General features: G+C 71.8%; 11 protein-coding genes. 7 read left to right on the forward strand and 4 right to left on the reverse strand.

Annotation, left to right across the window (positions count from 1 at the left end; genetic code table 11):
* The first annotated feature begins 22 nt into the window (after positions 1-22).
* On the forward strand, positions 23-520 hold the full coding sequence (locus ACIBHX_RS12300) for a GNAT family N-acetyltransferase (protein ID WP_397066811.1): 498 nt from the start codon (positions 23-25) through the stop codon (positions 518-520).
* Between the two features lie 81 nt (positions 521-601).
* Here the strand turns inward: ACIBHX_RS12300 and ACIBHX_RS12305 are convergent, their stop codons facing one another.
* From ACIBHX_RS12305 to glnA, 3 genes are all read right to left on the reverse strand, one after another.
* A complete protein-coding gene (locus ACIBHX_RS12305; protein WP_397066813.1) occupies positions 602-997 on the reverse strand; it encodes an NUDIX domain-containing protein in 396 nt (131 codons plus the stop codon).
* Positions 998-1,104: 107 nt separating this feature from the next.
* Positions 1,105-2,007, reverse strand: coding sequence for a phosphotransferase (locus ACIBHX_RS12310; protein WP_397066814.1), 903 nt, complete (start codon positions 2,005-2,007; stop codon positions 1,105-1,107).
* Positions 2,008-2,079: 72 nt separating this feature from the next.
* A complete protein-coding gene (gene glnA / locus ACIBHX_RS12315) occupies positions 2,080-3,441 on the reverse strand; it encodes a type I glutamate--ammonia ligase (RefSeq protein ID WP_397066815.1) in 1,362 nt (453 codons plus the stop codon).
* A gap of 151 nt (positions 3,442-3,592) precedes the next feature.
* On the opposite strand from glnA, the gene ACIBHX_RS12320 reads away from it, so the two are divergent.
* The 3 genes from ACIBHX_RS12320 to ACIBHX_RS12330 all read left to right on the forward strand — a co-directional run bounded on the left by ACIBHX_RS12320 (position 3,593) and on the right by ACIBHX_RS12330 (position 5,863).
* Positions 3,593-4,138: an EF-hand domain-containing protein gene (locus ACIBHX_RS12320; RefSeq protein WP_397066817.1), complete on the forward strand. Its 546-nt coding sequence runs from the start codon at positions 3,593-3,595 to the stop codon at positions 4,136-4,138.
* An 11-nt stretch (positions 4,139-4,149) separates the two neighbouring features.
* Positions 4,150-5,103 carry a terpene synthase family protein gene (locus tag ACIBHX_RS12325; protein WP_397066819.1) on the forward strand — a complete coding sequence of 318 codons (954 nt, stop codon included), beginning with the start codon at positions 4,150-4,152 and terminating at the stop codon, positions 5,101-5,103.
* Positions 5,104-5,185: 82 nt separating this feature from the next.
* Positions 5,186-5,863 (forward strand): expansin EXLX1 family cellulose-binding protein, encoded by a 678-nt coding sequence (locus ACIBHX_RS12330; RefSeq protein WP_397066821.1) that lies wholly within the window; start codon positions 5,186-5,188, stop codon positions 5,861-5,863.
* On the opposite strand, the gene ACIBHX_RS12335 is transcribed toward ACIBHX_RS12330, so the two are convergent.
* Positions 5,860-6,816 carry a DUF5937 family protein gene (locus ACIBHX_RS12335; protein WP_397067081.1) on the reverse strand — a complete coding sequence of 319 codons (957 nt, stop codon included), beginning with the start codon at positions 6,814-6,816 and terminating at the stop codon, positions 5,860-5,862. The two genes, ACIBHX_RS12330 and ACIBHX_RS12335, sit on opposite strands and share 4 nt — an antisense overlap.
* A gap of 70 nt (positions 6,817-6,886) precedes the next feature.
* Between ACIBHX_RS12335 and ACIBHX_RS12340 the strand changes: the two genes are divergently transcribed.
* From ACIBHX_RS12340 to ACIBHX_RS12350, 3 genes are read left to right on the forward strand one after another with little or no spacing between them, the layout of a single operon-like run.
* Complete coding sequence (locus ACIBHX_RS12340; protein WP_397066822.1) at positions 6,887-8,089, forward strand: MDR family MFS transporter; 1,203 nt, start codon at positions 6,887-6,889, stop codon at positions 8,087-8,089.
* A 45-nt stretch (positions 8,090-8,134) separates the two neighbouring features.
* On the forward strand, positions 8,135-9,985 hold the full coding sequence (locus ACIBHX_RS12345; RefSeq protein WP_397066823.1) for a histidine kinase: 1,851 nt from the start codon (positions 8,135-8,137) through the stop codon (positions 9,983-9,985).
* Positions 9,986-10,034: 49 nt separating this feature from the next.
* The gene (locus ACIBHX_RS12350) at positions 10,035-11,471 is read left to right on the forward strand and encodes a BTAD domain-containing putative transcriptional regulator (RefSeq protein ID WP_397066825.1); all 1,437 of its coding nucleotides are present in this window, start codon (positions 10,035-10,037) and stop codon (positions 11,469-11,471) included.
* Positions 11,472-11,481 lie beyond the last annotated feature (10 nt).

The following is an 11,481-nucleotide window of genomic DNA, read 5'->3' on the forward strand; positions in this document are numbered from 1 at the left end:
TTGTGCGGTAACGTCCGGTCGCGTGACCGTCTCCATCCGCCCCGCCGAGCCGCGCGACCTGGCGGCGCTGCCGGACATCGAGCGCGTCTGCGACGGCGTCTTCCACGAGGTCGGCATCGTCTTCCCCGACGGCGCGCCGGTGATCGAGGAGGTCATCGCCCAGGGCGCGCCCGTCTGGGTCGCCGGAGACCCGCCGGTCGGCTTCGCCGGCATCATCGAGCTGGACGGCCGGGTCCACCTCGAGCAGCTGGCGGTCCTCCCCCAGCACGGCCGCCGGGGCATCGGCGGCGCCCTCGTCTCGGCGGTCCTCGCGGCGGCCGCCGCGCAGGGCTCGCCCGGCGTCACCCTTCTCACCTTCCGCGATGTCCCGTGGAACGCCCCCTTCTACGCCCGCCACGGCTTCACCGAGTTCCCCGCGGCGCAGTGGGGCCCCGGCCTCCACGCCCACTGGCAGGCGGAGATCGACGCGGGCCTCCACACCCTCGGCCCCCGCCTGGCCATGCACCACCCCCTCCCCTGAGCGCCCCGCTAACCGCTGCGGCTGCAGCTGGTGTGCGAGTGGTCCGCGGCTACTGGCGAAGGCTGGGAGAGTGGGGTGGCGTCAGGTGAGTTGGCCGGTGGACTTGAGGGTGTCGAAGATGAGCTGGTCGACGGGGGCGACGCGGTGGCGGTCGGCGTAGGTGAGCCAGACGACCTCTTCGATTTCGCTGCTGGGCACCGGCGTGCCCTCGTAGTCGGCGCTGTAGCAGGTCATCTGGACGACGACCCCGTCCGTCTGGCCGTGCGCCTGGGCCGAGTAGGTGCCGACGTGGGTGGCCGTGCCGGGCAGGATGGCTACCGCGAGCTCCTCCGAGATCTCCCGCACCAGCGTCTGCACGTCGCTCTCCCCCGGCTCGCGCTTGCCGCCGGGCAGGTAGTAGACGTCCTTGCCGCGCGAGCGCGTGCTGAGCACCCGTCCGTCCTCGATGCGGATCCACGCGACCTTGTCGATGACCATCGACCCACGCTACAGGGCGGCCATGACGATCCCGACCAAGATGAGGACGACCACGACGTAGTGCAGCACCTTCATATCGTCAACTCTAGGTTGACGCTAGAGAAGCGTCAACCCGAGGTTGACAGATCGAAGCGCGAGAGATCGACGGTCACCAGGTCCGTCAGGAAGGACGCCTGCCGCGGATCGTCCCAGTCCCCCGTCTCCAGGCCGTTGACGACCGTCCACACGCCCCACTCCAGGAGCATGTACCGCAGCGCCACCGGCCACAGCCGCCGCTCGTCCGCGGTCAGCTCCACCTCCCCCAGGTACGCCCGCGCGAACACCGCCCACTCCTGCGCGGTGAACAGCCGATCCCCCAGGTCGTTGTGGAACAGCAGCACGGCCAGCGCCAGATCGAGCACCCGCGGCACCCGCTCCCCGTTGTCCGGATCGATGAGCACCGGCCCGGCCTCGGTGTAGACGAGGTTGTTCGCCTTGAAGTCCATGCTCGCGTCGACCCACGGCAACCCCGCCTGCCGTACGGCCGGCAGCTCGGCATCCATGAACCCGCGCAGCAGCGGCGCGAGCCGCGCGAGCACCTCCTCGCGCAGCTCGGGACGGTAGGTGCTCATGGCCTTGTCGAGCCCGGCGACGTCCTCCTCGACGACGCCGGCGTCACGGTCGGGCCAGCTGAAGTCGTTCAGCCCGGCGGGCTCGGCCCCCAGCGCGTGCAGCCGGCCGAGCAGCGTTCCGGCGGCGGCGATGTCCTCCGGAGTGCACGCGTACCCGCGTCCGTCGATCCACGGATAGGCCACCCAGTCGTACTCGCCGATCCTGTGCGGCCCCGCCACCGGGGTCACCACGGGGAACCCGGCCGAGGCGAGCCGCCCGACCCAGCGGCCCATGCCCTCGGCGGAGTGGGTCCGCTTGACGGCCACGCCGTCGCCGCGGAACACCGGCGCGTAGGGGTAGATCGACTCCTGCGGGGGGATCCCGAAGCACCGGAAGACCTCGGCATACTCACCAGACATACCACGACACTAGCGACACATCTGACACGTCTCCCACCGGTTTCCGACCCGCCGCGGGCGGGCGAGGTGGTGTCAGAGAACCGGCAGGTAGCGGCCGAGCTCGAACTCGGTGACGGTGCGGCGGTAGTCGCGCCACTCCGAGCGCTTGTTGCGCAGGAAGAAGTCGAAGACGTGCTCCCCCAGCGTCTCGGCCACCAGCTCACTCTGGTCCATCACACTGATCGCCTCGTCGAGCGACCCGGGCAGCGGCTGGATGCCCAGGGCGCGGCGCTCGGCGCTGGTGAGGGTCCAGACGTTGTCCTCCGCCGCCGGCGGCAGCTCGTACCCCTGCTCGATCCCCCTCAGTCCCGCGGCCAAAATCAAGGCGAAGGCCAGATAAGGGTTGCAGGCCGAGTCGAGCGAGCGGAACTCGATGCGCGTCGAGCCGCCCTTGTGCGGCTTGTACATGGGCACCCGCACCAGGGCGGAGCGGTTGTTGTGGCCCCAGCAGATGTAGGAGGGCGCCTCGCCGCCCTGCCCGGCGATGGCCTCGGCCCCGCCCCACAGCCGCTTGTAGGAGTTGACCCACTGGTTGGTGATCGCGGTGATCTCCGCGGCGTGCCGCAGCAGCCCGGCGATGAACGAGCGGCCGGTCTTGGACAGCTGGTACTCGGCGCCGGCCTCGTAGAAGGCGTTGCGGTCGCCCTCGAACAGCGACATGTGGGTGTGCATGCCGGAGCCGGGGTGCTCGGTGAACGGCTTGGGCATGAAGGAGGCCCAGATGCCCTGCTCCAGCGCGACCTCCTTCATGACCAGGCGGAAGGTCATGATGTTGTCGGCCGTGGTGAGCGCGTCGGCGTAGCGCAGGTCGATCTCCTGCTGTCCGGGCGCGCCCTCGTGGTGGCTGAACTCCACCGAGATGCCCATGGACTCCAGCATCATGATCGCCTGGCGCCTGAAGTCGTGGCCGGAGCTGTGCGGGGTGTGGTCGAAGTAGCCGCCGGAGTCGATCGGCTCGGGCCGCTCACCCTGCTCGGGCCGGTTCTTCAGCAGGAAGAACTCGATCTCCGGGTGGGTGTAGAAGGTGAAGCCCATGTCGGCGGCCTTGGCCAGGGTGCGCTTGAGCACCCAGCGCGGGTCGGCGTGCGAGGGCGAGCCGTCGGGCATCAGGATGTCGCAGAAGATGCGCGCCGCCCCCGGCGTCTCGCTGCGCCAGGGCAGGATCTGGAACGTCGACGGGTCGGGCTTGGCCAGCATGTCGGACTCGTAGACCCGGGCGAAGCCCTCGATGGCGGAGCCGTCGAAGCCGATGCCCTCGGCGAAGGCGCCCTCCAGCTCGGCCGGCGCGATGGCCACGGACTTGAGGAAGCCGAGCACGTCGGTGAACCACAGCCGGATGAATCGGATGTCGCGTTCCTCGAGCGTGCGGAGCACGAACTCCTGCTGGCGGTCCAAGGCATCCCCTCGAGAAGACAGTACTGGTCAAGTACCAGAATGCCGTGCCAGTGTTTCACACACGTTACGAGCCTCACCGGTGCGTGCCTCACTGACAAAGCGCCCGGCCCGACCTAATGTGATCACGCAGATCAGTCTCGGGGGAGGCAACGTGGCCATCGACCTGCTTGATCACAAGCTCGATCGCGCCTTCGACCACATCGACGCCGACGGCGACGGTGAGATCGACCGGGAGGACGTGCTGGGCTTGGGAGCCCGCATCCTGGTGGGCTTCGGGGAGTCGCCCACCTCGGTGGCCGGCAGCAGGATCGTGGACGGCTTCGACGGGATCTGGCGGAGCCTGGCGGAGGCGCTGGATCGCGACGGCGACTCGAGGTTCTCGCGCGAGGAGTTCCGTGCCGGCATGACCTGGGCTTTCGTCTCCGGCGACCGCTACGATCGGGTGTTCAAGCCGGCCACGGAGGCGCTGGCCGAGCTGGCCGACCACGACTGCGACGGGCTGATCGGGCCCCGGGAGTTCCGCATCATGATCACGGCGTTCGGCACCGCCTACGACGACGTGGACGAGGCCTTCGACCGGCTGGACAGGACCGGCAGGGGCGCGCTGACCACCGACGAGCTGGTCCTGGCCGCCTGGCAGTACTACACCCTCGACGACCCGCATGCCATCGGCAACTGGCTCTTCGGGCCCCTGTAATGATCGCTTCCGTGAAATCCGCGCTGCGGTCCGTGCTCAAGAGGCCGCTGCTGCCCGCGCCGCGCAGGGGCACCTCTCCCGCCGAGGCGCTGCTGCCGCTGACGGACCGGGTGCCCGCGATGGGCGTGCCGAGCCGGATGCACCCCTCGGTGTACGCCATCGAGGCCGCCGTCATCGACTGGGCCCGCAGGACCGGCATGCAGGCCGATCCCGGCGTCGGCTTCCACCGCATCGCCGGGCGGGTGTTCGCCGAGTTCGACGCCGCCGCGGCGGCGCTGTTCGCGCAGTGGCTGACCTGGCTGTTCAACCTGGACGACGAGCTGGACGAGGGCGCCAGGCCGCTGAACCTGTTCCAGGGCATCCTGCAGGGCGCCTGCGGGCACCCGATCGAGGCCGCCTTCGCCGACCTGTGGCGGGTCACCAGCGCCAGGATGAGCGACCAGTGGCGGGCCCGCTTCGCGCTCAACCTGCGCCGCCAGCACGACGCCTGCCGCGACGAGGCGGCCAACCGGGTCACCGGCCGCGTGCCCACGCTGGCCGAGTATCCGGCGCTGCGCCGCGGCACCGTGGGACCGTACCTGTTCGACCTGGTCGAGCCCTGCCTGCGGGTGGAGGTGCCGGCCTGGCTGCACGGCACCGAGCCGTGGCAGGAGCTGGTGGACGCCTGCATCGACGCCACCGCCTGGTGCAACGACATCACCTCACGCGCCAAGGAGCGCGACGACCAGCACAACCTCGTCGTCATCGCGATGCACGAGCTGCGCATGGACCAGCGCGAGGCGGTCGCCTGGGTGCTGGACAGGATCGTCGAGCGCTGCCACGACATGCACCGGGCCGCCAAGCGCGTCCCGCTGGACGCCCTGGCGCCCCAGCAGTCCAGGGACGTCAGCAAGGTCGCCTGCGCCTACCTGGCCGCGCCCCGCGCCCACCTCGACTGGCTGCTGGAGTCCAACAGATACACGTAACGTGACGGTCCGGTTTCGCTATGTACTCAACGTGGCGCGGCACAGAAGGAAACGGCGACGGCGAGGGCTTACCACGATCTCCATGCTCGGCGTGACCGGCGCCGTGCTGTGGCTGCTGTACCTGGCCCGCGCCCCGGCCTGCGCGGCCACTCCCGTCACGTGCGCGGCCCTGCCCGCCGACCTGCCCGCCGCCCTGTACGCGACGGTCTCGTCCCAGGAGTACGGCGGCGCCGCGGCGTGCGGCGGCTACCTGGACGTCACGGGACCACGTGGCACGGTCCGCGTGCAGATCACCGGGGCGTGCGCGGACTGCAGGGCCGGCGAGGTGGACCTGAGCCGGGCGGCCTACGGCCGCATCGCCGAGCCGGGACGCCCGGTCACCGCGGTGACCTACCGCCAGGTCAAGGATCCGCAGCTGCGCGAGCCCCTGGGGTTCCGCATCAAGCAGGGATCCACGCCGGACCGGCTCGCCGTACAGGTGGTCGATCACGGCAACCCGCTGCGCAGCGTGGACGTGCGGGTCCATGACCGCTGGCGGGCGATGAAGCGGCGCGCGGACGGCTCCTGGGCGGCCAGGAACGGCGCCGGCGACGGCCCGTTCACCTTCCGCGTCACCGACGTGCGCGGCCACCGCAAGCAGGTCGGCGACCTGGACCTGCTGCCCGGCCGGATCCAGCGCTCCGACGTCTTCCTGTACGGCAGCGCCAGGGCGGTCCCGTTGCCGACGATCGCGGCGACCCCGGTCAGGCGCAGCTGTTAGGCGGCGCCGGCGGCCAGGGCGTCGCCGTTGGCGGTGCGGCGGTAGAGGACCTGCTTGCCGACGCGCATGCCGATCGCGAGCCCGCCGTCGCTGAGCACGCCCAGGTGCTGGCTGACCGCGCCTGGGGTGAGTGACATCCGCCCAGCCAGCGCCGAGGTGGTGCTGGGCTCGGCCAGCGCGAGCAGGATCTGGGCCCGGCTGCGGCCGATGAGCGCCGCCAGCGCCCCGGGGGCGGGCGGCGGGCCCTGCTCCCACAACGTGCCGACGCCGAGCACCGGGTAGACGAGCATCTCCTGGTAGGGCGCCGACATCACCGCGACCGACGGCCAGTAGAACGCGCTGGGCACCAGCACGAGCCCGTCGCCGTGCAGCCCGCCGGTCGAGCACCAGGGCCTGTCGACGAGCAGCCGCTCCCCCGTCCAGGTGACGGCGGGGTCGAGCGCGGCGAACAGCGCCTTGGCCCCGCCCTGGGCCAGCAGCCGCGACCTGCGCAGCACGTCGCGTTCGAGCAGCCCGTAGACGCGGGGCCAGAACTCGGCGAAGCACGACTCCCAGTAGGCCTGCAGCGCCTCGGTCACGCGGGCCACGGCCCCCGCGGGATCGGCTACGATGCGGTCGATGATCGCGGGGGCGGTGCTCTTGACCTGGCGCACCTCGTGGACGACCCGGTCGGGCGGCGTCAGCCGTACCCGGTCGAGCTCGGCGGCGAAGTCGGGCAGCGGCGTGTCTGGCGGCGGGGTGAGGAAGTCGGCCAGGTAGCCCTTGGGCGGGACCAGCGCGAACAGCTCGGCCAGGTCCAGCTCCGCCAGGCGCGGGCGGACGGCCTTGATCCAGGGCAGGTGGACCGACTGGCGGGCCGGGTCCTGCAGCGTGCGGAGGCTGGCCACCAGCTCCCACAGCGGGGAGAAGGCGAACCTGATCCTGGCCACGTCTTCCGGCTTCATCACCCACATCACGGACACAGCTTTTAGTCTGCACTAAATCGTTCGCGCGGACGCATACGCGCCCTTGACGCTTGCACGCGTGACAAGCGCTCTCGCGGACAAGCCGTCGTTCTGGGGTTCCAAGGTGGGCGGGCTGCCCCGGCCGTTCTGGGCCCTGTGGGCGGGCTCGCTGGTGAACAGGCTGGGCACGATGGTGGTGCCGTTCACCGGCGTGTACCTGACGCAGGCCCGCGGGCTGTCGGTGGCCGCTGCCGGACTGGTGATGACCGTCTACGGCGTCGGCTCGCTGATGTCGCAGCTGACCGCCGGGGTCCTGGCCGACAGGATCGGGCGACGGGCGACGCTGGCCGGATCCATGCTGGCCAGTGCCACGAGCATGCTGGCGCTGGGATACAGCACCACACTGCCCGCGATCACCGTGTCGATGTTCGTGCTCGGGCTCGTGGTCGACGCCTACAGGCCCGCCTCGAACGCGCTGGTGGCCGACCTGATCTCGCCCGCCGAGCGGCCACGCGCCTTCGCGCTGCTGTTCTGGGCGATCAACCTCGGCTACTCGGTCGGGATGACCGCCGGGGGCTGGCTCGCGGAAGCGGGGTTCATCTGGCTCTTCTGGTTCGACGCGGTCTCGAGCCTGGTGTTCGCGCTGCTGGTGTGGCGGGCGGTGCCGGAGACGCGGCCGGAGGCCTCGCACGTGGGCGGCGGGTTCGGTGTGGTGCTCCGCGACCGGCTGATGATCGGCTTCACGCTCGTCGTGCTGGGCAACGCCTTCGTCTACACCCAGACGTTCACCATGCTGCCGGTCGCGATGACCACGTTCGCCGGGCTGTCGACCGGCGAGCTGGGGCTGGCCATGGCGCTCAACGGGGTCCTGATCGTCGTCGTGCAGCCGCTGGTGTCGGACTGGCTGGCACGGCGCGACCCCTCCCGGACCTTCGCGCTCGGGCTGGCGGTGATGGGTGCCGGGTTCGCGCTCACCGCGTTCGTCACGTCCATGGGCTGGCTGGCGGGCACGATCGTGGTGTGGACCGTCGGCGAGGTGATCACGGCCGGGATCCCGGGGGCGATCCTGGCCGCGCTGGCGCCGGAGCATCTGCGGGGGCGGTACGCGGGGCTGTTCGGGTTCGCCTGGTCGGTGGCGGCGGTGCTGGCGCCGATGCTGGGCAGCCGGCTGCTCGCGCTGGGACAGGGTGCGATGTGGTTCACGATGGGCGGGGTGGGCGTGGCCTCGGCCGTCGCCATGCTGGCGCTCGCGCCGGCGATCCGCCGCAGGTCAGCTCATTGAGCAAATTTTGATCCAATGTTGTCTTAGGCCCGATACGTTCCCGGCGTGCGCATCACTTCGGCCAGGAGCATGGCGATCGGGCTGGCCACGCTGGCGGTGGTGCTGGAGCTGTCCGACATCTGGGTGACGGCCCAGCTGCCGCCCTCGCCCTACACGCCGCTGCCGTTCGCCCCCGAGGACATGGCGGGCACCGCGTTCCCCGTGTTCGGGGCGATCCTGGTGCACAGCAGGCCGCGGCTGGTCATCGGGTGGCTGCTGTGCCTGGGCGGGCTGGCCTCCGCGGCCAACATCCTGGCCGCCAACACCGCGCAACTGCTCGGCGACTCGCCCGCGAGCCGGCCGGTGGTGGGTCTGACGTGGAACGCCTGCACGCTGGCGCTCGGCGTGCTGCTGCCCCTGCTCTATCCGACCGGCGTGCTGCTGTCGCGGCGGTGGCGGTGGGTCGTCGTGCTGGCCGTGGCGGGCATGGCGGTGGACTGGGCGGCCAAGCTGTTCTCCGTGCCGGACGGCAGGCCTGCCGCCCAGGTGATGGTGGCGGCCGCGATGGGGCTGGCGTTCCTGTCGCTGGCCATCCGCTTCCGCCGGGCCGATCCGGTCGAGCGGCGGCAGCTGATGTGGCTGGTGGTCACGCTGCCCGCGCTGCTGATCCCGTGGATGATCGGCGATCCTGTGTGGTGGCTGGCCACGCTGGCGATCCCGCTGGTTCCCGCGGCCATCGCGGTGGCGGTGCTGCGGTACCGGCTGTTCGGCATCGACACGCTGATCAGCAGGACGCTGGTCGGCACCGGGCTGGCCATCGTGATCGCGGGCGTCTACGTGGCGGCCGGCGGCGCCTCCACGCTGCTGCTGTCAGAGGTTGACCGCTTCGCCGGGCTGGCGGCGGCCCTGTTCGCCGGGGCGTTCTTCCTGCCGATGCGGCGCCTGCTGCTGCGCGGCGTCGACCGGCTGCTGTACGGCAGCACCGGCGACCCGCGGGCGCTGGCACGGCGGCTCAAGCACCGGCTGCAGCACGCCGACCCCGGCCATGGGCTGCTGGCCACGCTGGACGTGCTGGTCGAGGGCCTGTCGGTGACGGGCGCCGCGGTGGACGTCGACGGGACGATCGTCACTTCGGGCACTCCGGGGCGGCCCGCCAGGACCGAGGCGCTGGTCTGGCACGGCGAGCCGGTCGGGCTGCTGCTGATCGGCCCCACCGAGCGCCGCCGGTTCCCGGCCGCGCACGACGAGCGGGTGATCGCGACGCTCACGCCGTACATCGCCGACGCCGCGCACGCCGTACGGCTGACGGCGGCGCTGCAGCGCTCGCGCGAGCACATCCTCGGCGTGCGCGAGGAGGAGCGCCGACGGCTGCGCCGTGACCTGCACGACGGCCTGGGCCAGTCGCTGTCGGCCATGGCCATGACGATCAACGTGGCGCGCACGACGCTGCGCCGCTCCCCCGACCAGGCCGAGCGCCTGCTCACCGACCTGCGCGCGGGCATGGACGCGGTCACCGGCGACATCAGGCACCTGGTGTACGGCCTGCGTCCCCCCGCCCTGGACGAGCTGGGCCTGGCGGGAGCCGTCGAGGAGCTGACCTTCGGAGGACCCGTGCAGACGGCCGGGGATCTGGACGGGCTGCCCGCGGCGGTGGAGGTGGCGACCTACCGGATCGTCCAGGAAGCGCTCACCAACGCGCGCAAGCACGCCGACGCCACCAGGATCGACGTCCGGCTGGAACGTGACACCTGCCTGCACGTCACGGTGTCCGACGACGGGAGGGGGCTGCCGCCCGACGCGCGGGCCGGGGTCGGCATGAGCTCCATGCGGGAGCGGGCGGCCGAGCTGGGTGGGACATGTGTGGTGCGCGGGCGCCGGGGTGGCGGGACGATCGTCCACGCGGAGCTACCACTGTGAAAAAACGCCATATCACCAAATGCCGGGAACGTTTACGCTTACGCCTGCCATGGTGACCTTCAATGTGCTCGGACCGTTCCAGGCGTGGAACGGCGGAGCCCTCCTCGACCTCGGCGGGCAGCGCCAGCGCGCGGTGCTCGCCCGGCTCCTCGTCGCGGGCGGCCGCGCCGTACCGGTGAACACGCTCATCGACGAGCTCTGGCCGGGCCACCCGCCCGCGCAGGCGCTGTCGACGATCCAGGGATACGTCTCGCGGCTGCGGCGGGCGCTCGAACCCGCGCGGGCGCCGCGGGAGGAGGCGGGGGTGCTGGTCAGCGCGCCGCCCGGGTACGCGCTGCGGGCCGATCCCGACGAGGTGGACGCCTGGCGCTTCGAGTCGCTGGTGAAGTCGGGCGAGGGGACGCCCGCCTCGGTCTGGGCGGCGATGGACAGCGCCCTGGCGCTGTGGCGCGGGCCCGCGCTGGCCGAGTTCACCGACTTGGCGTGGGCGGCGACCGAGTCGGGGCGGCTGGAGGAGCTGCGCCTGATCGCGGTGGAGCGGCGCGCCGACGCCGGGCTGGCGCTGGGCCGGGCCACCGACCTGGTGGCGGACCTGGAGGCGCATGCCAGCGCCCATCCGCTGCGGGAGGAGGCCTGGCGGCTGCTGTCCCTGGGCCTGTACCGGACGGGGCGGCAGGGGGACGCGCTGGCGGCGCTGCGGCGGGCGCGCTCGGTGTGGCGCGACGAGCTGGGGCTCGACCTGTCGAGCGGGCTGCAGCGGCTGGAGGCCGACATGCTGGCCCAGCGGCTGGAGGAGGTCGCCGAGCCCGTGCCGGCGTCCCACGAGGGGCAGTTGCGGGTCGTGGTGGCCGACGACCAGGCGCTGGTGCGGGCCGGGTTCAAGGCGATGCTGGACGGCGAGCCCGGGTTCGAGCTGGCGGCCGAGGCCGCGAACGGCGAGGAGGCGATCGCGGCGGCCCGCCGGACACGGCCCGACGTGGTGCTGATGGACATCCAGATGCCGTACCTGGACGGGCTGGCCGCGGCGCGGCGGATCCTGGCCGATCCCGAGCCGCCCAAGGTCATCATCATGACCACGTTCGGCACCGACGAGAACTTCTACGCGGCGCTGCGCGCGGGCGTGAGCGGGTTCGTGCTGAAGACCTCGGCGCCCGAGCAGCTGCTGGCCGCGATCCGCGCGGCCGCCGCCGGGGACGCGCTGATCGACCCGGCGATGACCGCGCGCCTGATCTCCGCCTTCTCCGGCACGCCCGACCCGGACGCGCCGCCGATCCTGGCGGGCCTGTCCGACGCCCGGCTGGATCTGCTCAAGCTGGTGGCCAGGGGGCTGACCAACCGTCAGATCGCCCGCACGCTGGCCGTCCCCGAACCCGAGGTGGCCGGCGAGGTCGCGTGGCTGCTCGATCACCTCGGCCTGTTCGACCGGGCCCAACTGGTGGTCGCCGCCTACGAATCCGGGCTGGTCACCCCGGTCGAGCGCAGATGAGGCGAGGATC

The sequence above is a fragment of the Nonomuraea sp. NPDC050536 genome (genome assembly GCF_044457685.1).
In the GTDB taxonomy this organism is placed as follows: Bacteria; Actinomycetota; Actinomycetes; order Streptosporangiales; family Streptosporangiaceae; genus Nonomuraea.